This window comes from Amycolatopsis sp. NPDC049253 (assembly GCF_040678995.1).
GTDB lineage: Bacteria > Actinomycetota > Actinomycetes > Mycobacteriales > Pseudonocardiaceae > Amycolatopsis.
Map to the genome: position 1 here is coordinate 59,498 of NZ_JBFAQX010000032.1, position 21,517 is coordinate 81,014.

Genomic DNA, 21,517 nt, shown 5'->3' on the forward strand with positions numbered 1-21,517 from the left:
CTTCACCCGGACCGGGCGAACCGAGCGAGTCCCGTCCGTGAATCGGCCCGGACTGGCGGGCGCCTTCCTTGACCCGGTGGGAAAGTTGCGATCGGCCGGCCGTGTTCGTGGCCGGGTGGCAGGAAGTGAAGCATCCGCACAAGGTGGTGCTCGCGTGCAAACTCGCGCAGGTGGCAGCCCTCTTGACGGAATGTGAATTCGGACACACTCTGTAGGAAAGTGTGAGGGAGCCGTCGAGCGCAAACCGCCTCGGAGACCCTCGCACAGGGGAGGTCCAGATGGGGACCACACCGGGTGAACCGCCACCGTCGAGCGAACCCCCTTGGCAGCTGGGCGATCCTGCCCATCGGATCAGCTATCCCACCCCGAGTACCGGGCGCACCGTGCTCGTCGCCGCGACGGCGGCGCTCGGCGGTTTCCTCTTCGGCTACGACACCGCGGTGATCAACGGCGCCGTCAAGGCGGTCGGGGAAACCTTCAACGCGTCGCCCTTCGTCCTCGGGTTCGCGGTCGCCGCGGCGCTGATCGGCTGCGCGATCGGCGCCTGGTTCGCGGGTGCGATCGCGGACCGCTACGGCCGGATCCGCGTCATGTGGCTCGCGGCGATCGCGTTCGCGATCAGCGCGGTGGGCAGCGGCTTCTCGTTCTCGATCTGGGAACTCGCGTTCTGGCGGCTGGTCGGAGGTCTCGGTGTCGGTGCGGCATCGGTGATCGCTCCCGCCTACATCGCGGAGATCTCGCCGGCGCACCTGCGCGGCAGACTGGGCTCGCTGCAGCAGCTGGCCATCGTGTCCGGCATCTTCGTGGCGTTGCTCGTGGACTACGCACTGGTCGCCGGATCGGGCGGCGCGTCGGATCCGCTGTGGTTCGGCCTCGCGACGTGGCGGTGGATGTTCCTGTCGCTGCTGGTTCCCGCCCTCGCCTACGGCCTCCTGGCCTTGACGATCCCGGAGTCACCGCGGCACCTGGTCCAGAAGGAGCAGCTGGCCAAAGCGGCCGAGGTGCTGCGGCGGTTCGTCGGCGGAGACGTCGACGCGCGAATCACGGAGATCATCCGGACGGTCAGGGGAAAGACCGAACGCACCGGCTTCGTGACCGTCCGTGGCCCGAGGCTGGGGTTGCTGCCGATCGTCTGGATCGGCATCGGACTGTCGATTTTCCAGCAGTTCACCGGCATCAACGTGATCTTCTACTACTCCTCGGTGCTGTGGCAGGCGGTGGGGTTCAGCGAGCAGAACGCCCTGGCGATCACCGTGATCACGTCGGTGACCAACATCCTCACCACGGTCATCGCCATCGCGCTGGTCGACCGCATCGGCCGCAAGCCGCTGCTGGTCATCGGCTCGATCGGCCAGTTCGTCTGTCTCGGCGTCCTCGCCCTGCTCTTCGGCACCGCGCCGGTCGTGAACGGCACGCCGGACCTGGGTTCGGCCGGGCCGATCGCGCTCATCGCCGCCAATGTCTACGTCGTGTTCTTCGGCGCCACGTGGGGCCCCGTGGTGTGGGTGCTGCTCGGGGAGATGTTCAGCAACAAGATCCGCGCGATGGCCCTGTCCGTCGCCGCGGCGGCCCAGTGGCTGGCCAACTTCGCCATTTCCACGACCTTCCCGGCATTGTCGGACGCCGGGCTGGGACTTGCTTACGGCGTCTACACGTTCTTCGCCTTCGTGTCGATCTTCTTCGTGTTCAAGTTCGTCAAGGAGACGAAGGGGCGTGAGCTGGAGGAGATGGCCTGACCATGACCGAGCCGACGTCGAAAGTCCGGGAACTTCCCCACGCGCTGCGTGACGGTGATCGGTTCGCCGAGCGGCTGGCCGGCCGGCGCCCCGCGGTGTTCCTCGACTACGACGGTGTGCTGGCCCCGATCGTCGACCACCCCGAGGACGCCCTGATCTCCGAGCGCATGCGAGAAACGGTGCGCGCGCTGGCGATGCGCTGCCCGGTTTGCGTGGTCAGCGGGCGTGACCGGCTCGACGTGCAGCGGTTGATGGGGATCGACGACCTCGTGGTCGCCGGCAGTCACGGCTTCGACATCTGGAGCCCGGCCGCCGGCGAGATCCATCACGACGCCGCGAGCGGGTTCGAGGACGTGATCGGCGAGGTCACCGATCGCCTGCGCACCGAAACCGGCTCGATCCCGGGCGTGGTGATCGAACCGAAGAAGGCCTCGGTCGCGGTGCACTACCGGCTCGTCGACCCGGACGGGCGCCAGCGGATCACCGTCGTGGTCGAGACTCTCCTCGCCGAGCATCCGGATCGGCTGAAGATGACGCCGGGCAAGATGGTCTACGAGCTTCAGCCCAAGATCGACTGGCACAAGGGCAAAGCCGTCCTCCACCTGCTCCGCGCCCTGCACCTGGACTCGCCCGACGTGGTCCCGATCTACCTCGGCGACGACATCACCGACGAGGACGCTTTCCGGGCACTGGCCGATCGCGGGGGAGCCGGCATCTTCGTCGGCACGGCCGACGATCCCGAAGTGGGCGATCGGACCACATCGGCCGACTTCATCCTTTCGTCCCCGGAAGAAGTGGCCCAGCTGCTGTCCACTTTGGCCGTCGGCGAGGGCCGGCTCTCGGACGAGGGGGAATCCGCGTCCGACTGCGTGCTCGTCTACGACCACCTCGACCCCGGCACCGAGGGGCTGCGGGAGTCGCTGACGTCGACGGGCAACGGATACTTCTGCACTCGCGGCGCGGCCGAGTGGGAGGACGCCGACAAGATCCACTATCCGGGCACCTACGCCCACGGTGGTTTCAACCGCGAAACCACCATCCTCGGGGGCCGGCCGGTGCAGAACGAGGACCTGGTCAACCTGCCGAACTGGCTGGTGCTCAAGCTGCGCATCGAGGGCGAGGAGGCGATCCGGCTCGGCAACGTCGACCTGATCTCCTACGAGCACTCCTACGACATCCGGCTCGCGATGGTGCAACGGGTCCTGCGCTTCCGCGACCGCGCCGGCCGGGAGACGACGTTGCGCAGCCGCAGGTTCGTGAGCATGGCCCACAGCCACCAGGCCGGTATCGAGTGGACGCTGACGCCCGAGAACTGGTCGGGTCGCGTCGAGGTGATCTCCGGGCTGGACGGCCGGGTGACCAACCAGCAGGTCGCCCGCTACCGCGAGCTCGAGGGACGGCACCTCGACCCGGTGTCTCCGCGCACTTTCGGTCCGGAGACCATCGCGGTGAAGGTGCAGACCCGGCAGTCGGACATCTACGTCACCGAGGCCGCGCGCACCCGCGTCTTCCTCGGCGATGAGCAGCTTCCGGTGGAGCGCGCCCTGGATCAGATGGACGACTACATCCAGCAGGTCATCACCTTCGACGTGGCGCGGGGCCGGCCGGTTCGGGTCGAGAAGATGGTGTCGCTGTTCACCTCGCACGACAACGCGATCACCGAGACGCTGGCGGCCGCGGGCCGGGGCGTCCTGCGCTACCCGGACTTCGCCGAGGCACTCGTGGAACACGCGTCGGCGTGGCGGGAGCTGTGGGCGGTGTGCGACCTCGAGCTCCCGCGGGAACCCCGGGTCGAGCTGCTGCTGCGGTTCCACGTGGCGCACGTGCTGCAGGTCTGCTCCCGGCACACCGCACGGCACGACGCGGGTGTCCCGGCCCGGGGGCTCAACGGCGAGGCCTACCGCGGGCACGTGTTCTGGGACGAGCTCTTCATCTACCCGTTCCTCAACTTCCGGCTGCCCACCATCACGCGCAGCTTGCTCCTCTACCGCTATCGCCGGCTCACCGAAGCGCGTGCCGCCGCCCGGGAAGCGGGCTTCCGCGGCGCGATGTTCCCGTGGCAGAGCGGAAGTGACGGCACCGAAGAGACCCAGGTCGTCCACCTCAACCCGCTCTCCGGTTCGTGGGACCCCGACCTCAGCCACAACCAGCGTCACGTCAACGCGGCCATCTTCTACAACGTCTGGCAGTACTACCAGGCCACCGACGACCGGGAGTTCCTGCGCGACTACGGCGCCGAGCTGATGCTCGAGATCGCGCGCTTCTGGGCCTCGATCGCGCGGTACAACCCGGAACGCGACCGCTACGAGATCCACGGCGTGATGGGACCCGACGAGTTCCACGAGCGCCATCCCGGCAGCGAAGAAGGCGGTTTGCGCAACAACGCCTACACCAACGTGATGGTGGCTTGGATCGCCGGCACCGCTCCGCGGGTGCTGAGGCTGTTGCCGGCCAGCCGCCGGGCCGCGCTGAGCGCCCGGCTCGGACTGACCGATGACGAGCTGCGCACGTGGGACGCGATGAGCCGCAAGATGTACGTGCCGTTCCATCCGGACGGCATCATCAGCCAGTTCGAGGGCTACCAGGACCTCGACGAGCTCGACTGGGAGCACTACCGGACCGAGCACGCCAACATCCAGCGGCTGGACCGGATCCTCAAGGCCGAGGGCGAAGATCCCGACCGGTTCAAACTGGCCAAGCAGGCCGACGCGGTCATGTTGTTCTTCCTGTTCTCCAGCGAGGAATTGCGCACGCTCTTCCACCGGCTCGGCTACGAGCACGATGCGGAGCTGTCCCGGCGCACGATCGACTACTACGACCGGCGCACCTCCCACGGTTCGACGCTGAGCCTCGTCACCCACGCCGGCGTGCTCGCCGCGCTGGACCCGAAGAGTTCCTGGGACCGGTTCATCGTGGCGCTGGAGAGCGACATCGGTGACGTGCAAGGAGGAACGACCAAGGAAGGCATCCACATGGGTGTCATGTCCGGGACCTTGGACCTGCTGCAGCGCTACTACGTCGGCAGCGCCGTGCGGGACGGCGTGCTGTACTTCGCGCCGACCCAGCTCAACCGGCTCGACGGCCTGGTTTTCCCGATGCAGTACCGCGGCGTGCCGCTCCGGGTGTCGATCGCGGGCGACGAGCTGACCGTCTTCGCGCTCCCGCAGGGTTTCCGCGGGCCGGTCTTCGTCGGCGTCGGGGACGAGGTCCACGAGCTCGGGGCGGGGGACAGCCGGGTCTTCACCGTGTCCCCCGAGCCCGGGCCGGCGGCGGTGGCGAGCCATGCCGGCCACGCGGAAGGGAGCCACCATGGCGAAGAGCTTTGAGGGCGCGATCTTCGACGTCGACGGCGTACTCGTCGACTCCCCGCACGAGCGGGCCTGGAAGGACTCGCTGCGCGAGCTGATGGAGACCGAGTGGGCCGACATCCGCGACCGGACCACGTGGTCGGACGACCGCTTCACCCCCCAGGTCTACCAGCAGGTGATGTCCGGCAAACCCCGGGCCGCCGGAGCGCTGGCCGCTCTGGAGTACTTCGAGGTGCCCGACGCGAAGGCGCGGGTCGAGCTCTACGGTGCGCACAAACAGGACATGGTCATCAAGCTCATCGAGGCCGGCGAGTTCGAGGCCTATCCCGACGCGCTGCGTTTCGTCCTCGCGGTGAAGGCCGCCGGCATCCCGACGGCGGCGGCGTCGTCGTCGAAAAACGCCGGGCTCTTCCTGCGGCAGATCCGCCTCGACACCTTCGCCGCGCAGAACGGCCTTTCCCACGACTTCGTGACGCCCGGGCTGAGCCTGCTCGACTCGTTCGACGCCGACATCTCGGGCCGCGACTTCGCCCACGGCAAGCCGCATCCGGAGATCTTCCTGACCGGCGCGGCCGAACTCGGCGTCGCCCCGGAAGACTGCTTCGTCGTCGAGGACGCGGCCAGCGGCATCGAGGCCGCCAAGGCCGGCAGGATGTCGGCGTTGGGTGTCGCCAGGGCCGACGACGAGGCGCTGCTGGCGGCCGCGCGGGCCGACCTCGTGGTGACCTCGCTCGACGAAATCGACGTCGCGGCCCTGGGCCGTCACGTGCTGGCCGGGCGGGCGTCGTGAGCAGCCCGGCGGCGGAGGCGGTTCCCCGGCCGGTCCACGAGGCCGCCGAGGGGACGTTCGCCATCGGCGTCGACATCGGCGGCACCAAGATCGCCGCGGGAGTGGTCGACGAGGGTGGGCACATCGTCGCCCGCACCCGGCGTCCGACACCCGCCGACGACCCGTCGAAGACCCAGGAGTCCATCGCCGACGCCGTTCGCGAGCTGACCAGCGAGTACACCGTGGTCGGGGTCGGCCTCGGCGCGGCGGGTTTCGTCGACGAGACGCGTTCGACCGTGATGTTCGCGCCGAACCTCGCCTGGCGGGACGAGCATTTGCGGGAATCGCTGGAGGACCGGCTCGGCATGCCGGTGGTCGTGGAGAACGACGCCAACGCCGCCGCGTGGGCCGAGGCCCGGTTCGGCGCCGCCCGCGGCGAGACCCACGTCGTCATCCTGACCATCGGTACCGGGATCGGCGGTGGGGTCGTCCTCGACGGGCAGCTCTTCCGGGGCCGCTTCGGGCTGGCCGCCGAGATCGGGCACTTCACCATCGTCCCGGACGGACGGCGCTGCGGATGCGGTCTGCACGGCTGCTGGGAGCAGTACGGCAGCGGGCGTGCGCTCGTGCTCGAGGCGCAGGAGCAGGCGACCGTCGCGCCCTCGATGGCCCAGGAGCTGCTGCGGCTCGCCGGGGGCCGTCCGGCGGGCATCACCGGCCACATCGTCACCGAGGCCGCGCGGTCCGGCGACGTGACCGCCCTGAACTGCTTCGACGAGCTGGGCAAATGGCTCGGGCGCGGGATGGCCGCGCTGGCCGCGATCCTCGACCCGGGCATGTTCGTCATCGCCGGCGGCGTGTGCGAGGCCGGGGAAATTCTCCGCGCACCGACGGAGGCCGTCTTCCGCAAGAACCTCACGGGCCGCGGACACCGCCCGGCCGCGAAGGTGCGGATCGCCGAGCTGGGCAACGAGGCCGGCCTCGTGGGCGCCGCCGACCTGTCCCATCTGCGATGAGCCCCGCGGATCCGAGGCGCCGGAAGGGATTCCCGGCCGGAACGTCCTTTGTGGACCTCATGGCCCGGGGGCCCTCGGCTCGACGGCGACCGCTGCAGCCCTTCGCCCGTAGACCACGGCGCAGGTGGCGGCCTATCATGAAAATGCACAGCATGTCAAGGACCTGACCGAGTGGGTGGTCTTCATGCGCAGTTACCTCGTGGTCGCGAACCAGACCCTCCTGGGGCCGGAGCTGCAGAAGGAGCTCCACAAGAGGATCGAGGCGGGGCCGAGCTCCTTCTACGTCCTCGTCCCGAACACCGCGGCCGCGCACTACCACACGGTGCCCGCCGCCGGCGGCTTGATGCCGATGCCCAGCGTGGTGATGGACTTCGGCCGACCTGCCTCCGACGAGGAGGCGACGGTGCAGGCCCGGCAACGGCTGGACCAGGTGCTCGCCGACCTCGCCGCGCGAAAGGTCCAGGCGGACGGCGACCTCGGGAGCGCCCAGCCGCTCGAAGCCATCGCCAAGGTGCTCACGGGCCGTGAGTTCGACGAGATCATCGTGGCCACCCTGCCCCGGCGCGCCTCCCGCTGGCTCCGGGCCGACCTGCCGCACCAGGCCGAGCGCCGGTTCGGCCTGCCGGTCACCACGATCACCACCAAACGCTGACCGGCCCGTTCGAGCCGGAGAGTTCGAGCCGGGTGCGCCGCCGAGTCCGAAAGGGACGGTCCGGCCGGCTTGTCCGCCGTCTGTGTCGTCGGAGACCCCGATGCGCGGCGGGCGCGGCTGAGCCAGAAGAGGGCAGGCATCGCACGGGTCCACGACCACGTGGCCCCGGCGATGGTGAACCGGATCCCGGACGCGCTGGACGGGCGCCGGCTGCGGTCCGCGGCGGCGGTGAGCCGGGGGAGCGGGCGAAGCCGGTTCCCCCACGGGCGGTCCCGTCGGTCTCGTACTCGGCCGCGGCGCCATCGCCGGATCATCGCCGTGTGACGACTGAAGCCCTGCCCCTCCGGGGAGGGACAGGGCTTCTGACCTGCGGTTTCAGTTGGTGCGTGATACTGGGATTGAACCAGTGACCTCTTCCGTGTCAGGGAAGTGCGGATAGCGGTTCGACCAGGAAAATGTTCACTACCGCAGGTCACAGGCCCGCGTTGCTCCCCTCAGGGGCGGGTTCGTCGCTGCCAGCTCGGGTTGTCGTCGCCGAGGAATCGCCGGGTCGTCTGGATGGACTGGGTACGGTGCGGTGTCCGCCAGCGCGGTCGAGTTCCGCCGGTTCTCGAGGACCAGCTCCTCAAGGCGTCGTAAACGCCATCCCACGGCCAGGGTGACGCGAAATTCGTTCGCTCGGTCACGACCGAGCCTGCAGATCGCACGAACCGTCCCCGCGCGAATTTTGCGCGAAACCAAGCCGTGCGCCGATGGGCGCCGAATCATCTGCGTACCGCGCCGCCCGGACTCCGCTGCGTGAACCGGTCCACGCCCCTGCCCCGCGCACGAGTCGGTGCGGTCACCAGGTATGGGGCCCTGCGTTGCGGGTAGCCGCATGCGGGATGAGCGGCTGGAGGAGCGATGGTGGAGAACCGGCGGCAGCGGATGCTGGCGCTGCTGGTCGCCGATGGTGCCTCCGGCTCTGCGTCGGCAGTGCGCTTGGCGTGCGATCGGTGCGTGCTGGAGGTGTCCGTGTCCGGTGCCGGCGCCACGGTGCTGAGTAAGACGCCTCGGCGCAACGGTGACGGGCACCCGAGCCGGGGGCTGGTGCATGCGACGAACCCGGTCAGCGCCGGGTTGGAAGATTTACAGCTCACTGTGGGTGAGGGTCCGTGCCTGGATGCGTTCGCGTCGGGCGGACCGGTGCTGGTCGCCGACCTGGCGGCCGAGACTGCGCGGTGGCCCGCGTTCACCCCCGCGGCGTGTGAGCTGGGTGCAGCCGCCGTGTTCTCCTTCCCGCTGCAGGTCGGGGTGGTCCGGCTGGGATCGCTGGACCTCTACCGTGACACGACCGGTCCGCTCACCCGGGAGCAGCTGGCCGATGCGCTGATCCTGAGCGACTTCGCCACCGAGGGCGTGGTCGCCGATCTGGACGGACACAGCGGTGACGATGTGAGCTGGCTGGCCGATTCGCACGAGCAGGTCCACCAGGCCGCGGGCATGGTGAAGGTCCAGCTGGGGTCGACGACCGACGTGGCGTTGATGCGGCTGCGTGGCTATGCCTTCGCCCATGCGATGCCGCTCGCCGACGTCGCCCGCCAGGTCGTGGAGCGGTCGCTTCGCTTCACCGACAGCGAAGAGGGGCAGTAATGCGCAGTGAGGGAAAGGCCGACATGATGAGTACCGCGCGTGACCAACAACTCGCGAACACCTTCGTGTCCCTTGCCGACACGCTGGTCGCCGACTTCGACGTGCTCGACTTCCTGGGCATGCTCACCGAGCGCGCCGCGCAACTGCTCGCGGTGGACGCCGCCGGGGTCATCCTGTCCGATCAACGCGGTGGATGGCGGCCCACGGCCGGGTCATCCGAACAGGCGGAGCTGATCGAGGTGCTCGCCGCGCAAACCCGCCAGGGACCGTGCCTGGACTGCGTCGAGAGCGGGCAGCCGGTGGCCAGCGCGGACCTCGCTGCCGAGACCGGCCGGTGGCCCCAGTTCGCGGAGGCGGCGGTGAACGCCGGGTTCCGTGCCGTGTGCGCGGTGCCGATGCGGTTACGCGACAAAGTCATCGGCGCGCTGACCTTGCTCGGTACCGCCCCGGGGGCCATCGATGAAGCGAGCGTCGCCCTGGGCCGGGCCCTGGCCGACGTCGCCACCATCGGGATCCTGCAACAGCGCGCCATCCGCCACGACGAGGTCGTGTCCGAGCAGCTGCAGGCCACCCTGCACTACCGCACCGTTGTCGAACAGGCCAAAGGCGTTCTCGCCGAAGCCGGCGGACTCGACATGCACCAGGCGTACCTCGCGATGCGCAGCTACGCCCATACGCACCAGCGACGTTTGTCCGACCTCGCTCGCGACATCGCCACCACGGAACTCGACCCCCACGAATTGCTGACCGACGCCACCGGCGTGTCCCGGTCGTGACCATGGGAAGGACGGGTGAATCACGCTCATGACAAACACCACTGACCGGCCGGAAACAGTGCTGCGCGACCGGCTGCGGCGAGTCTCCCGCACGTTCGTCAGCCTCGCCGACACCCTCGTCGCCGATTTCGACATCGCCGACTTCCTGCACCTGCTGACGAGCCATTGCGTCGATCTGCTCGGGGTGTCTGCCGCCGGGGTGATCCTGCTCGACGCCGACGGGAACCTGCAGGTGGCGGCTTCCTCTTCGCAGCGGGCCGAGCTGCTGGAGCTGTTCGCCGTGCAGGCCGACGACGGCCCGTGCGTCGACTGCGTGCGCAGCGGATCGCCGATGTTCTGCACGGACCTGCCTGCTGAGACGCAGCGCTGGCCCAAGTTCACCGCGGCGGCGGCGGAGTGCGGCTTCCGCGCAGCACAGGCCCTGCCGATGCGGTTGCGCGATCAGGTCGTCGGGGCCTTGACCCTGCTCAACACCGAAAGCGGCGGCGCGGACCGCGAGGACGTCGAGCTTGGGCAGGCGCTGGCCGACGTCGCCACCATCGGCATTCTGCAACAACGCACCATCGCACGTGGCGACCAGCTCACCGACCAGCTGCAGACCGCGCTCAACAGCCGTGTCGTGATCGAACAAGCAAAAGGGGCGCTCGCCCAGTACGGCAGGGTCTCGATGGACGAAGCGTTCACGCGGCTGCGCGGATACGCTCGCTCCCATCACTTGCACTTGATCGACCTCGCCCGCGCCGTAGGCAACGGCACCGTCGACCTGACCACGATCTTGAACCACCCGCACGCCTGACGAGGTCGAGGCCTCGGGCGACCCGTCGCCCGCAGTTCCCTCCGGTTTCCCCGTCCCGGCCGCCGGGTACCCGGAACTGTTGCCTCCGTTGAGGGGCGACGACTTCGGGCTGCGTTCCACTGTGGCCCGTCGGCCACATTTCTCTTCATTTCAGGAGCTTTTATGCGTTTGCCCAGTCCTCGCGGTCCGTCGAGTTCGGCGGTCATCACCCGGCTGATGGCCGATCCGGATGACGCGGCCGCCATCCCGATGCCGGCCGGCGCTGACGTGCCGGTGTGGCATGACGAGGATTTGCAGCTCACGCTGTGGATTTGTTACGAGCTGAGCTATCGGGGTTTCGACGATGTCGATGCCGATTGGGAGCACACTCCTTTTGTCACGGGTGTGCGACGGCAGCTGGAACGGAGATGGCTGTCTGGTTTGCGCGAGATCCTGACTCCAGTGTCGGAAGGGCCGGACGCGGTCGCGCAGGCGCTGGCGGACCTGGTGCGGGCGGACGAGGGGCCGCCGGTGGCGAAGTTCCTGCAGCGGGGTGCTTCCGCGGGGCAGTTCCGGGAGTTCGTGGCGCAGCGCTCGGTGTACCACTTGAAGGAGGCCGATCCGCACAGCTGGGCCATTCCCCGGCTGTCGGGGGCGGCCAAGGCGGCGTTGGTCGAGATCCAGGCCGATGAGTACGGGCAGGGCCGGCTCGCGCGGATGCATTCGGAGCTGTTCCGCGTCACGATGCGCTCGCTGGGGCTGGACGATGGCTACGGCCGTTACGTCGACCGTGTCCCGGCGGTGACGTTGGCGGTCAGCAATCTGATGTCCCTGTTCGGGTTTCACCGTCGCTGGCTGGGCGCGGCGCTGGGGCACTTGGCGGCGTTCGAGATGACGTCTTCGTTGCCGAACCGCCGCTACGGCAACGGGTTGCGGCGGCTGGGCGGGGACGCGGCCGCGACGCGGTTTTACGATGAGCACGTGGAGGCCGACGCCGTGCACGAGCAGATCGCCGCGCACGACCTTTGTGGCTCGTTCGCCCGCGAGAATCCGTCAGCCGCGAAGGATGTGCTTTTCGGAGCGGCGTGTGCGCTGGCGGTGGAGGGGGAGTTCGGCCGGATGCTGCTCGCCCGGTGGGAAGAGGGACGCTCGTCGTTGCGTCCGGCGCCGGGGTCCGCGCCCGCCGGCGGGGGCGTGGAAGCCGCGTACTTTGCGGGTGCCGTCGCAGAACGATTTGATCGCCGAGAGTCCGCACCGGCACAGCGCGACGGTGCTTCGGCCGGGGTCGATGACTTTGCCGTCCGGTGAGCGGAGCTCGAAGGCGCCGCGGATGAGCAGCGGCCCGTTTTCGTACGGGGTGGTGGTCGCGGCTTCCGCGGCGTAGTCGTTGTCGTTCACCGGCCCGGGTACCCCGCCCGCGACCCGCTCAAGCCGGCCCGGCGGTGACAGCCGCCGACCTGCGGCGCGGATCGCCGCGGCGGTCTGAGGCCGCAGAGCTTTCGGTCAGCCAATCCCACATCGTGTCGTAGACGGCGTCCTGGGCTTTTCGCGCCCGGCAACGCGGGCTCCACCGGAGCCGGGCCGTTCACCCGCCACCAGACCGAGTACACGCTGTGGATCTTCAGCGTCAGCCCCATGCTCAACATCATGCACTTGATCGTCGGCGCGCTCGCCGTGCTCGCCGCGCGCAGAACCAGCGGCACTGCGTTGTTTTCGCTCGCCGCGACCGTCTGGTTCGCCGGGATCAACGCCTACAGCATCCTCGTCGTGACGATCGGCAGTGGCGACCGGCTGAATCTCAACTGGGCCACCGTGATTCTGCAACTCGTGACCATGCTGGCCGCCATCGTGATGCTCGCCCTCAGCTTCCGCGAAGGAGATCAGCCCGCGGACAGCGAGCGCGACCGGGCGAGTTCACGGAGGGAGTGATCGCCGCGGGCCGCTCGACGGTGCCGGGTTTCCGCTGTCCGAACCGGGGTAATCCGGAGGGCGTGCGCATCGTGATCACCGGCGCGACCGGGAACCTCAGGGCGGCGTCGGCGTGAGGGAGACGGTTGACGCGATCGTGGTCGGGGCCGGACACAACGGCCTCGTCGCGGCGAACCTGCTCGCCGACGCCGGTTGGGACGTCCTGGTGCTCGAGGCCACGGACACCCCGGGTGGCGCCGTGCGCACCGCCGAGGTGACGGCACTTGGTTTCCGCAACGACCTGTGCAGCGCCTTCTTCCCGATGGCCGCCGCGTCGCCGATCCTGCGCGGCCTCGGCCTGGAAGAACACGGGTTGCGCTGGCGGCACGCGCCGGACGTGCTCGCGCACGTCTTGCCGGATGACCGATGCGTGGTGCTCTCGCGCGACGTGGGCCGAACGGCGCGATCGGTGGCTCAGTTCGCACCCGCCGACGGGGACGCTTGGCGGGAGCTGTTCGCTCAGTGGCAAGGGCTGCGCGACCCGCTGCTGGACGCGCTGTTCACGCCGTTCCCCCCGGTTAGGCCCGCCGTGAAGCTGCTGCGGCGCACCGGTACTGCCGAAGCGCTGCGGCTGGCGCGGATGCTGACGTTGCCCGCGCGGCGGTTCGCTCAGGAACGGTTCGCCGGTGAGGGGGCGCGGTTGCTGCTGGCGGGCAACGCCGCGCACAGCGATCTGTCCGTGGACAACGCGGGCAGCGCGGTGTTCGGCTGGCTGCTGACGATGCTCGCCCAAGACGTGGGGTTTCCCGTGCCCGAGGGTGGAGCGGGAGAGCTGGTGGGGGCTTTGCTGCGCCGTCTGGGCGGGCGTGGAACCGTCCACTGCGGACGCGACGTGACCGAGGTCCTGGTGGCCGACGGCCGCGCGGTGGGGGTGCGCTGCGCGGATGGAACGGCGGTTCACGCGCGCCGGGCCGTGCTGGCCGACGTCCCGGCGACCGCGTTGTACGGGCAGCTCGTGGCGCCGGAGTGGCTGCCGGCCCGGCTGCTGCGGGATCTCGAGGCGTTCGAGTGGGACAGTGCGACGGTGAAGGTCGACTGGGCCTTGAGTGGCCCGGTTCCGTGGGCCGCGCCGGACGCGGCGGGCGCCGGCACCGTCCACCTGGGCTGCGACGAGGACGGGCTCGCGACGTTCGGCTCTGAGCTGACCCGCGGCCGGGTGCCGAGCCGGCCGTTCCTGCTGCTCGGCCAGATGACCACCGCCGATTCCACGCGCTCGCCCGACGGGACCGAAGCCGTGTGGGCGTACACCCATGTGCCGCGTGGCTCCGTGGCGACCGCGTCGGCGTTGTCACGCACAGCCGACGCGATCGAAGACACGATCGAACGGCAGGCACCGGGTTTCCGCGACCGGATCGTCGCCCGCCACCTCCAGGGCCCGGCCGAGCTCGCCTCCCACGACCCGAGTCTCGTGGGAGGCGCGGTCAACGGCGGCACCACGGCGATCCACCAGCAGCTCTTTTTCCGGCCCGTGCCGGGTCTCGGTCGCGCGGACACGCCGGTCGACCGCCTTTACCTCGCCGGTGCCTCGGCCCACCCCGGCGGCGCGGTCCACGGTGGACCGGGCGCGAACGCCGCTCGCGCCGCCTTGGCGCGCGACGGCGTGCTCGGTGGGGGGTACGCCGCGCTGATCCGCACGGCACACCGCGCGGTGTACGGCTGATCCGTCGGACGGCGCGGCAGTGGTGGCGCTACGACCGGATCTGCTGCCGCTCGCGGCCCTCGACCACGTCGGCCAAGCGGGCCAGGGATTCCTGGTTGCGCGGCCGTAGCACCAGCGCCTGCACCGGCTCGGGGAGCAGCTTGCCGGGTCCACGCAGCGCGCGCTCGGCCATCGTGACGAGGGTCTGTCCATCCTGGACGGACAACGTCACTTCGACCTCGGCCGTGCCGAACGGCCACGCCTGGGCTTCGAGTTTCAAGGACTCACCCGGCCGCACGGCGAGCACCACCGTGCTGTCCTGAACCTGCGCCGGCCACGCGCCGACGCTGTGGTGCAGGCGGCTGCCGACCGCCGGCCACGTCGCGTCGACGTCGCGGATGTGCGAACTGCCGACGACCCAGCCGGCGTAGGACCACCCGTCGGCGAGAACGGCGAACACCGCCGCAGGCGAAGCCCGGACGAGGCGGGTCACTTCGATCATCGTTGTCTCCTCGGGGATTGTCCTGTCGCTGCTGACGTTCCGCACCACGGGTACCCGCGGCCGGGCTGGGCAACCGCGGCCGCCGCACTACGGCGCCGTCCTGGTGTGCGAAGAACTTTGGCGGCTTGGGAAGTTTGGCTCCCGCGCAACGGGGTATCGCGGTGGGAGCGGCTCCCGCCGGTCATGCAGCTGGCCGGCGGAAGCCGTTCCCTTTGCCCGAACCGTCACGACGCGACTCGCCGTGTCACGCCTGCGCGCCGGGGATCCGGGGAGGTTGATGTCGTCGGTGGAGGTCGCGGTGGCGTTGTGGCCGACGAACACCACCCGGACGGGTTCGAGCCGGGTCAGCTCCTACGTCAGCTCTGTCTCGACGCCCGCGATCTCCGAGACGTTGCGCCATGGGGACCCGACTTCGGTCGGCCCTCGGCCGAGCGGAGCATAGGAGACGGTCCCCGGGTCCCATTCCTCGGCGTTGGCGAAGTCCGGACCGCCTAACCGGCGGGCGGTAGTCCTCCCGACCGACCGGAAACCGACGCCGGCCGTTTGCCGTTGGCGCACGGGGGTATGCCGTCCGGAACCGGGCGACCAGCTACGAGGCCACGGCCGCGACCTGCTCTCCCCGCCCTTGGCCGACTCGCGAATTCCACCGGTCCCGGCCCCGGCCGGCGTTTCTTCGCGGTTGCCCGACGCCACCACCGAGGAGTCGACATCAAAGCGCTGACCTGGCAAGGCACCGAAAAGGTCGAAGTCACCGACGTACCGGACCCGCGCATCGAAGAGCCCACCGACGCGATCGTCAAGGTCACCTCCACCGCGATCTGCGGCTCCGACCTGCACCTCTACGGCGTGCTGGGCGCGTACCTCAAGCCGGGCGACGTGCTCGGCCACGAGGCGATGGGCGTCGTCGAGGAAGCGGGTTCCGCCGCCGCGCACCTGTCCGTGGGGGACCGGGTCGTGGTGCCGTTCAACATCTCCTGCGGCCGCTGCTGGATGTGCTCGCGGGGCCTGTTCGCGCAGTGCGAGACCACGCAGGTGCGCGCCGAGGGCAAAGGCGCGAGCCTCTTCGGGTACACCTCGCTCTACGGCTCCGTGCCCGGTGGGCAGGCCGAGTACCTCCGTGTGCCGCAAGCCCAGTTCGGCCCGGTCGTCGTCCCCGAAGGCACGCCGGACGATCGGTTCCTGTTCCTCTCCGACATCCTGCCGACGGCGTGGCAGGCCGTACGCTACGCCGACGTGCCACCCGGCGGCTCGGTGGCGGTCCTCGGCCTCGGTCCGGTCGGCCAGCTCGCCGTCCGCATCGCCGCGCACGTGGGCGCCGGCCGCGTCATCGGCGTCGACCGGGTCCCCGAGCGGCTCGCCCTCGCCGCGCGCTACGGCGCCGAACCCGTGAACCTCGACGAGGTCGACGACGTCGCCGCCACACTGATCGACCTGGTCGACGGCCGCGGCCCGGACGCCACTATCGACGCCGTCGGGATGGAGGCCCACGGCGGACGGCTCGTCGCCGCGGCTCAGAAAGCCACCGGCTTGCTCCCGGACGCGCTCGCCCAGAAGGTCACCGACAAGCTGGCCGTCGATCGGCTCGACGCGCTGCACGCGGCGGTGAAGGGTGTGCGGCGAGACGGGACAGCCTCGGTGTCCGGGGTGTACGGCGGTGAGGTCGACGCGATGCCGATGATGGAGATGTTCGACCGCGGTATCCAGCTTCGCATGGGCCAGGCCCACGTGCGCCGGTGGACTGACGAGATCCTCCCGCTCGTGCTCGATTCGGCCGACCCGCTCGGCACCCTGGACCTCACCACGCACCACCTTCCTCTGGCCGAGGCCCCGAACGGCTACGAGATGTTCCGCGACAAGCACGACGGCTGCGTCAAGGTCGTGCTCCACCCGTGACCGGCCGGGTCGTGGTGGTCGTCGGCGCGAGCAGCGGGATCGGGCTGGCCGCCGCGACCGCGTTCGCCGCCGGCGACGAGAACCTGGTGCTGGTCTCACGCAGCGCCGAGGCGCTCGAAGCCGCGGAACGGGCGTGCCGGGGCCAAGGCACCGGCGACGTGGACACCGCGGTGGCGGACATCGGCGAACCGGCCGCGGCGGATCGGGTGGTCGCTCGGGTCCTCGACCGGCACGGCCGGATCGACGTCGTCGTGCACACCGCGACGGTGATGGCGTACGGCACGGTCGAGGAGATGCCGGCGGACGTGTTCACCGCGGTCGTCGACGTCTCGGTGCGCGGCACCGTTCACCTGGCCCGTGCGGTGCTTCCGGTCCTGCGCCGCCAGCGTGCGGGGACGCTCATCGGGGTCAACTCGCTGCTCGGCTCGGTCACTGTCCCGCAGATGGGCGCCTACGCGGCGTCGAAGTGGGGACAACGCGCGGTGTTGCGCACCTTGCAGCAGGAGACCCGGGACGAGCCCGGAGTGCACGTGTGCATCGTGAGCCCCGGCAGTGTCAACACGCCCATCTACTACCAGGCGGCCAACTACAGCGGCCGCGCCGTCCGCCCGCCGTGGCCCGTCCTGGCTCCCGAGCGGGTGAGCGCGGCGATCGTGCGCCTGGCCGACCGGCCGCGCCGCCACGTATCCGTGCCGGTCGGACCGGCGAACCCCGTCATCATCGCCGGATTCCGGCTCCTGCCCAGGGCGTACGACCGGCTGGTCGGGCCGTTGTTCCAGCTGGCCGCGACCACCCGGGCGCGAGCGCGGTCCACTCCCGGAAACGTGCACGAGCCGGCGCCCGGGCACGAGCGTGTCCACGGCCGTTGGCCGGAACCTTCCCAAGAACAGGTGGTATCGATGAAACATTCTGCCCACGCGAAGAGAACTCCATGACTGCGCGCGGGCCGGGGCCGGAGGACGCGCCCGGTCTCGAGGCCGGAGGTTCGGTCGCACCGGGAGACACCCCGCCCGATGCCGGGCAGACTTCCGGGCTGTCTCATCCGCAACCGATGCCGTCGAGGACGGTTCCGGTGATCGCACTGGTGATCGTCGGGGTCCTTGTCGTCGGGTTGGCCGCGTTCTTCCTGCTGCGAGCCTTCGACTTTTTCGGCTGACCCGACGCGGTAGTACAGGACGAACCGCGCGGCTATGGTTGTCTTTACGTGGTGGAACACGGAGCCGCGTCATGGTTCTCGTCTGGCCCAGCCCCGCCTGCCGGTTGCCTCGGATCCGAGCGCGGGAAACTCAGATGGCTCGCACCTTCAAAAGTATCGACATCAGCGGACGCTCGTCGATGGACGTGAAAACCCTTCATCTCCGCCCCGGCCAAGCGCTGGTCACGGTGAGTGGTGACGTCGACATGGCCACGGCGCCGCAGCTGGCCGACGCGGTGAACGCGCTGTGCCGCACACCGCATCACAGCATGGTCGTCGATCTGACCGGCGTGGACTTCCTGTCGGTGCGCGGAATCGCGGTGCTGCTCAGCCTGGAACTCCACTGCCGGGGGTCTTCGACCGAGTTGTCGCTGATTTTCACCCCGGCCGTCCGGCGGACCTTGGAACGACTGGACTCGTCCGGGCTGTTCGGTACGAGCGAGCTGCTCCGGCCCGCTTCGATGTGGACTGGCTCTTCCTGTCGGGCGTGAGTCCGGGCGTGCGGTGCTGGTACCCGAACAGCCGTTCAGAAGATCCGGCGACCACTGCATGAGGGTCGGTAATCCGGAGAGGACCTCCAGCCGGAGTCCATCACGCCGAAGTTCTTGTGGATCAGCCGAACAACTGCTCCGACGCGAACGTCGCGGACAAGCTCGCGAGCCCGACCGCGGCGCCGACCCGGCTGCCGGGGAGCCCGCCGGTACCGAACCCTGTTCCGCGGGGTGCTCAATCGGCGCGTTCCAGCCAGGGGACGAGGCGGTCGAGCGGGGTGAGCCGCCCGTGGTTGGGGACGGAGCGGATCGGGTGGCCCGCGACACCCCAACCCGTCAGGAGCGCGTTCGCGGCGGCCCAGCCGGTGGCCGCGGCCCGTTCCATGAGCGCGACCGGGAGGTCGATCCGGATGCCGTCGCCGGCCAGCACCAGTCCGGGGGTGGTCGTGGTGACGGTGGGGCGGCCCGCGAAGCCGCCGGGCCCGAAGAGGGGACAGTCCTCGCGCCACAGCGTGATCTCGCCGACCGCGCGGGCGGCGGTGGTTTCCGGGTAGATCTCGTGGAGCCGTTCGTCCATCTGTTTGGCCAGGATCTCGACGTCGGTCGTGGTGGCGGCGTAGGCGTGCAGTTCCACGACGGAGCCGCCGGTTCTCCGTGCCCAGCCGCGCGCTTCGCTCTCGTACCGGTCCAGGACGCTGATGTTGTCCAACGGAGGCACGCTGCCGGTGCCGATGAACGCCGTCCGTGACGCGTCCACCGCGCGATCGAGCCAGAGCCGACGGACGAGGAAGCCCGGCGCGGAACGGAGTCCGGCGACACTTGTGCGCCAGGCGTCGGTGCCGAGGCCCGGTGACGCCTCGACCAGCGATCGCAGGCCGCCGATCTCGCACGCCAGCACGACGGCGTCGAATTCCACTGTGGACCCCGCGGTGACGTGGAAGGCACAAGGGGACTTCTCGACGTTCTCGACGGCCGTTCCGATGTGGATGGTCATCCCCCGTGCGGTCAGGTACTCGGCCAGCGGGGTCCAGAGGGCTTGGGGGAACGGTTCGGTCGGCACGTCGAACAGGAGGCCTTCGTTCGAACCCAGGAAGTACAGGTGGAACATCACGGCCAGTTCGGCCGCGGACAGCTCGCGGGGATCGGCGAAGAAGCTGCGCGAGAACACTTCGAACGCCAGGTGCCGGGCCGCTTCCGGGAAGTTGATGCGCTCGAGGAACGTCGCGGCGTCGAGGTTGTCGAGCCGTTCGTAGATGCCGGGCACGTGGACGGTCGCCAGGGGCAGCGCGGCGCGCCCGTCGAGAGCGAGCAGGTCCCGGAGCCGGAAAGTGGGGCTGCGCAAGGCGAACGCGAACGCGTTGAGCAGGGGCGTGGTGGGCAGACCGCCGAAGGTGTCGGTGCGGCCGTGGGCGTCCAGCAGTGGGTAGTCCGCGAGCGGGGTGAGCCGTTCGAGCCGGGGGTCCGTGCGGGTCAGCAGTGCACGCAGGTTGTAGTACTGCCGGAAGAAGGCGTGAAAACCCCGGCTCATCGTCACGCCGGTGCCGTCGGGCAGCCGGGCCGGCCAGCCGCCTACGCGGCCGCCGAGGTGGTCCTCGCGCTCGTAGAGCGTCACCTCGACCCCGCGTTCGGCCAGTCCGGTCGCCGCGGTGAGGCCCGCGATTCCGGCCCCCACGACGGCGACGCGGGGCCGGTAGTCGAGCCGTCCGGCCGAGTCGAGGCCATCCGGCGCGGGATGGGTCACGAGCCGGCGGTCCCGGCCGAGGGGTGCGGTCATGGTGTCTCCAGCGGTCGGGTGCCGACGACGGTGTGTCCGATGCCGCGTTGCCAGCCGGGCATCGTCTCGGCGTGAGCGCCGGTGAACCCGGCATCGCCCAAGCGGCGGGTCAGGGCGCGGATGCCGTCGAAGCCGAGCACGCTCCGGCGCAGGTGGCGATACAGCGTCGCGTCGCCGGTGGTGACCTTGCCCAGCGGGATGATGATCGCGGCGCACACCACGTGCCAGACGATCCGGGCCCGGCGGGAGTCGGCGACGGAGTACTCGTGCAGGGCGATCGGCGCGCCCGGCCGCAGCAGCGCGCGCAGCTTGCGCAGCTGGGTGTCCGGGTCGGCGAGGTTGCGGATGAGGTAGGCCGCGAGGACCGCGTCGAACGGCCCGCGGATCCCCGAGCCTTCGAGGTCTTCGATCGTGCTGTGCACGAACCGCACTTTTGGCGGCCACTGTTTGCGGCGGGCCTGCGCCAGCATCGCCGCCGATCCGTCGAACGCGGTGATCTCGGCTTCGGGCAGCACGCCGAGCAAGGCCGCGGTGGACGCGCCGGTGCCGCACCCGGCGTCGAGGATGCGCAAGCCCGCGCCGCGACCGGTCAGGCCCAGGCGCCGGGCGGAGAGCCGGAGGTGGTCGTGGTAGCCGGGGCTGGCGCCGACGAGCCGGTCGTAGGATGCGGCTTCGGAGTCGAACGTCGCCGTCACCTGCGCGCGGGGCAAGCCGTTTTCCGCGAGTGGTTTCACTCGGCACCCTCCTTTTGCGCCGCGCGCTCCCACAGCAGCAGGACGGCGGTCACCAGCGCGTACCCGAAGAGGAAGTCCTCGACGGGGATGTCCCAGGGGAAGCGGACCCCCGAGATGTGCTCGGGTGCGTAGCGAACGATCGCGTGGGAAGCCTTGGTCAGCCAGCCGTCGACCGGGATCTGGAAGCCGGTCACGACGGCGATGGTGATCCAGTAGCCCGGTTTGCGGAACAAGCCGGTCCGCAGGGCCCGTAGTTCGAGGACGACCACCGCGAGCACACTGGCGACTGCGGGCACGGTGTAGCCCCAGGGGATCATCGCCGTACCCGTCGCCGGGTGACGCGTCGCAGCGCGGCGAGCGTCAGGCCCACCATCTCGTAGGTCAGCACGCCGCAGATCGGGATGACCACGAAGAACAGGACCTCTTCGAGCGGGATGCCGAACGGTGCCCGGATCCCGGTGAGGCTTTCCGGCGCGTAGTCCCACACCCCGCCCGCGATGGCGACGGCGTCCCACGCCAGGAACACGAGCGCAACCGGCAGGACGGCGCGGGCCAGCCGCCGCGGCCGCCGGTACACCCGGGCGCCCGCGAGTTCGAGCGGCAGCGTGACCAGGACGCAGGCACCGAGCACGGCCAGGTATTCCAGTTTTCCCATGA

Annotated in this window: 20 protein-coding genes and 1 pseudogene; 15 read left to right on the forward strand and 6 right to left on the reverse strand. The window is 70.0% G+C overall.

From position 1 onward, the window contains the following. The first annotated feature begins 278 nt into the window (after nucleotides 1–278). The 9 genes from AB0K15_RS40550 to AB0K15_RS40590 all read left to right on the forward strand — a co-directional run bounded on the left by AB0K15_RS40550 (nucleotide 279) and on the right by AB0K15_RS40590 (nucleotide 11,972). Entirely contained in the window at nucleotides 279–1,736 is a 1,458-nt protein-coding gene (locus tag AB0K15_RS40550) for a sugar porter family MFS transporter (protein ID WP_364063574.1), read from the forward strand. Between the two features lie 2 nt (nucleotides 1,737–1,738). Then, the gene (gene otsB, locus AB0K15_RS40555; protein ID WP_364063582.1) at nucleotides 1,739–5,062 is read left to right on the forward strand and encodes a trehalose-phosphatase; all 3,324 of its coding nucleotides are present in this window, start codon (nucleotides 1,739–1,741) and stop codon (nucleotides 5,060–5,062) included. Next, nucleotides 5,046–5,834 (forward strand): HAD-IA family hydrolase, encoded by a 789-nt coding sequence (locus AB0K15_RS40560; RefSeq protein ID WP_364063588.1) that lies wholly within the window; start codon nucleotides 5,046–5,048, stop codon nucleotides 5,832–5,834. Before otsB ends, AB0K15_RS40560 begins: the two co-directional genes overlap by 17 nt. Beyond that, nucleotides 5,831–6,829, forward strand: coding sequence for an ROK family glucokinase (locus tag AB0K15_RS40565; protein ID WP_364063591.1), 999 nt, complete (start codon nucleotides 5,831–5,833; stop codon nucleotides 6,827–6,829). The genes AB0K15_RS40560 and AB0K15_RS40565 overlap by 4 nt, the downstream gene beginning before the upstream one ends. A 184-nt stretch (nucleotides 6,830–7,013) precedes the next feature. Then, a complete protein-coding gene (locus tag AB0K15_RS40570; protein ID WP_364063594.1) occupies nucleotides 7,014–7,481 on the forward strand; it encodes a hypothetical protein in 468 nt (155 codons plus the stop codon). A gap of 927 nt (nucleotides 7,482–8,408) precedes the next feature. Further along, a complete protein-coding gene (locus tag AB0K15_RS40575) occupies nucleotides 8,409–9,113 on the forward strand; it encodes a GAF and ANTAR domain-containing protein (protein ID WP_364063597.1) in 705 nt (234 codons plus the stop codon). Then, on the forward strand, nucleotides 9,113–9,889 hold the full coding sequence (locus AB0K15_RS40580; protein WP_364063600.1) for a GAF and ANTAR domain-containing protein: 777 nt from the start codon (nucleotides 9,113–9,115) through the stop codon (nucleotides 9,887–9,889). Before AB0K15_RS40575 ends, AB0K15_RS40580 begins: the two co-directional genes overlap by 1 nt. A gap of 58 nt (nucleotides 9,890–9,947) precedes the next feature. Further along, nucleotides 9,948–10,685 (forward strand): GAF and ANTAR domain-containing protein, encoded by a 738-nt coding sequence (locus AB0K15_RS40585; protein ID WP_364063603.1) that lies wholly within the window; start codon nucleotides 9,948–9,950, stop codon nucleotides 10,683–10,685. A 216-nt stretch (nucleotides 10,686–10,901) separates the two neighbouring features. Beyond that, complete coding sequence (locus AB0K15_RS40590; RefSeq protein ID WP_364063606.1) at nucleotides 10,902–11,972, forward strand: iron-containing redox enzyme family protein; 1,071 nt, start codon at nucleotides 10,902–10,904, stop codon at nucleotides 11,970–11,972. On the opposite strand, the pseudogene AB0K15_RS40595 reads toward AB0K15_RS40590, so the two are convergent. Next, nucleotides 11,940–12,062: pseudogene (locus AB0K15_RS40595) on the reverse strand (hypothetical protein); the annotation flags it as partial. The gene AB0K15_RS40590 and the pseudogene AB0K15_RS40595 sit on opposite strands and share 33 nt — an antisense overlap. 84 nt (nucleotides 12,063–12,146) lie before the next feature. Here AB0K15_RS40595 and AB0K15_RS40600 point away from each other — a divergent pair. Both AB0K15_RS40600 and AB0K15_RS40605 read left to right on the forward strand, forming a co-directional pair. Continuing rightward, nucleotides 12,147–12,593 carry a DUF4383 domain-containing protein gene (locus tag AB0K15_RS40600; protein ID WP_364063704.1) on the forward strand — a complete coding sequence of 149 codons (447 nt, stop codon included), beginning with the start codon at nucleotides 12,147–12,149 and terminating at the stop codon, nucleotides 12,591–12,593. Nucleotides 12,594–12,705: 112 nt separating this feature from the next. Then, the gene (locus AB0K15_RS40605; protein ID WP_364063609.1) at nucleotides 12,706–14,292 is read left to right on the forward strand and encodes an NAD(P)/FAD-dependent oxidoreductase; all 1,587 of its coding nucleotides are present in this window, start codon (nucleotides 12,706–12,708) and stop codon (nucleotides 14,290–14,292) included. 28 nt (nucleotides 14,293–14,320) lie between these two features. Here AB0K15_RS40605 and AB0K15_RS40610 read toward each other — a convergent pair whose 3' ends face one another. Beyond that, the gene (locus tag AB0K15_RS40610) at nucleotides 14,321–14,773 is read right to left on the reverse strand and encodes an SRPBCC family protein (RefSeq protein ID WP_364063612.1); all 453 of its coding nucleotides are present in this window, start codon (nucleotides 14,771–14,773) and stop codon (nucleotides 14,321–14,323) included. A gap of 708 nt (nucleotides 14,774–15,481) precedes the next feature. On the opposite strand from AB0K15_RS40610, the gene AB0K15_RS40615 reads away from it, so the two are divergent. The 4 genes from AB0K15_RS40615 to AB0K15_RS40630 all read left to right on the forward strand — a co-directional run bounded on the left by AB0K15_RS40615 (nucleotide 15,482) and on the right by AB0K15_RS40630 (nucleotide 18,352). After that, complete coding sequence (locus AB0K15_RS40615) at nucleotides 15,482–16,666, forward strand: zinc-dependent alcohol dehydrogenase (protein ID WP_364063707.1); 1,185 nt, start codon at nucleotides 15,482–15,484, stop codon at nucleotides 16,664–16,666. Beyond that, a complete protein-coding gene (locus AB0K15_RS40620; RefSeq protein WP_364063617.1) occupies nucleotides 16,663–17,601 on the forward strand; it encodes an SDR family NAD(P)-dependent oxidoreductase in 939 nt (312 codons plus the stop codon). Before AB0K15_RS40615 ends, AB0K15_RS40620 begins: the two co-directional genes overlap by 4 nt. Next, nucleotides 17,598–17,822 (forward strand): DUF6480 family protein, encoded by a 225-nt coding sequence (locus AB0K15_RS40625; RefSeq protein ID WP_364063620.1) that lies wholly within the window; start codon nucleotides 17,598–17,600, stop codon nucleotides 17,820–17,822. Before AB0K15_RS40620 ends, AB0K15_RS40625 begins: the two co-directional genes overlap by 4 nt. 134 nt (nucleotides 17,823–17,956) lie before the next feature. Then, nucleotides 17,957–18,352, forward strand: coding sequence for an STAS domain-containing protein (locus AB0K15_RS40630; RefSeq protein ID WP_364063624.1), 396 nt, complete (start codon nucleotides 17,957–17,959; stop codon nucleotides 18,350–18,352). 235 nt (nucleotides 18,353–18,587) lie between these two features. On the opposite strand, the gene AB0K15_RS40635 is transcribed toward AB0K15_RS40630, so the two are convergent. The 4 genes from AB0K15_RS40635 to AB0K15_RS40650 are packed head-to-tail and all read right to left on the reverse strand — an operon-like array spanning nucleotide 18,588 to nucleotide 21,515. Then, nucleotides 18,588–20,126 (reverse strand): NAD(P)/FAD-dependent oxidoreductase, encoded by a 1,539-nt coding sequence (locus AB0K15_RS40635; protein WP_364063627.1) that lies wholly within the window; start codon nucleotides 20,124–20,126, stop codon nucleotides 18,588–18,590. After that, a complete protein-coding gene (locus AB0K15_RS40640) occupies nucleotides 20,123–20,860 on the reverse strand; it encodes a class I SAM-dependent methyltransferase (protein ID WP_364063631.1) in 738 nt (245 codons plus the stop codon). Before AB0K15_RS40640 ends, AB0K15_RS40635 begins: the two co-directional genes overlap by 4 nt. After that, nucleotides 20,857–21,177, reverse strand: a complete 321-nt coding sequence (locus AB0K15_RS40645; RefSeq protein WP_364063635.1) for a lycopene cyclase domain-containing protein — start codon at nucleotides 21,175–21,177, stop codon at nucleotides 20,857–20,859. The genes AB0K15_RS40640 and AB0K15_RS40645 overlap by 4 nt, the downstream gene beginning before the upstream one ends. Continuing rightward, complete coding sequence (locus tag AB0K15_RS40650) at nucleotides 21,174–21,515, reverse strand: lycopene cyclase domain-containing protein (RefSeq protein ID WP_364063638.1); 342 nt, start codon at nucleotides 21,513–21,515, stop codon at nucleotides 21,174–21,176. The genes AB0K15_RS40645 and AB0K15_RS40650 overlap by 4 nt, the downstream gene beginning before the upstream one ends. Nucleotides 21,516–21,517: the final 2 nt, after the last annotated feature.

Excerpts from the sequence above, each read along its gene's own strand:
- AB0K15_RS40625 (WP_364063620.1), top strand. The coding sequence starts at position 17,598 with ATGACTGCGCGCGGGCCGGGGCCGGAGGACGCGCCCGGTCTCGAGGCC.
- AB0K15_RS40575 (WP_364063597.1), top strand. The coding sequence starts at position 8,409 with ATGCTGGCGCTGCTGGTCGCCGATGGTGCCTCCGGCTCTGCGTCGGCA.
- AB0K15_RS40570 (WP_364063594.1), top strand. The coding sequence starts at position 7,014 with ATGCGCAGTTACCTCGTGGTCGCGAACCAGACCCTCCTGGGGCCGGAG.
- AB0K15_RS40650 (WP_364063638.1), bottom strand. The coding sequence starts at position 21,515 with ATGGGAAAACTGGAATACCTGGCCGTGCTCGGTGCCTGCGTCCTGGTC.
- AB0K15_RS40560 (WP_364063588.1), top strand. The coding sequence starts at position 5,046 with ATGGCGAAGAGCTTTGAGGGCGCGATCTTCGACGTCGACGGCGTACTC.
- AB0K15_RS40550 (WP_364063574.1), top strand. The coding sequence starts at position 279 with ATGGGGACCACACCGGGTGAACCGCCACCGTCGAGCGAACCCCCTTGG.
- AB0K15_RS40645 (WP_364063635.1), bottom strand. The coding sequence starts at position 21,177 with ATGATCCCCTGGGGCTACACCGTGCCCGCAGTCGCCAGTGTGCTCGCG.
- AB0K15_RS40590 (WP_364063606.1), top strand. The coding sequence starts at position 10,902 with ATGGCCGATCCGGATGACGCGGCCGCCATCCCGATGCCGGCCGGCGCT.
- AB0K15_RS40610 (WP_364063612.1), bottom strand. The coding sequence starts at position 14,773 with ATGATCGAAGTGACCCGCCTCGTCCGGGCTTCGCCTGCGGCGGTGTTC.
- AB0K15_RS40635 (WP_364063627.1), bottom strand. The coding sequence starts at position 20,126 with ATGACCGCACCCCTCGGCCGGGACCGCCGGCTCGTGACCCATCCCGCG.
- AB0K15_RS40580 (WP_364063600.1), top strand. The coding sequence starts at position 9,113 with ATGCGCAGTGAGGGAAAGGCCGACATGATGAGTACCGCGCGTGACCAA.
- otsB (WP_364063582.1), top strand. The coding sequence starts at position 1,739 with ATGACCGAGCCGACGTCGAAAGTCCGGGAACTTCCCCACGCGCTGCGT.
- AB0K15_RS40630 (WP_364063624.1), top strand. The coding sequence starts at position 17,957 with ATGGCTCGCACCTTCAAAAGTATCGACATCAGCGGACGCTCGTCGATG.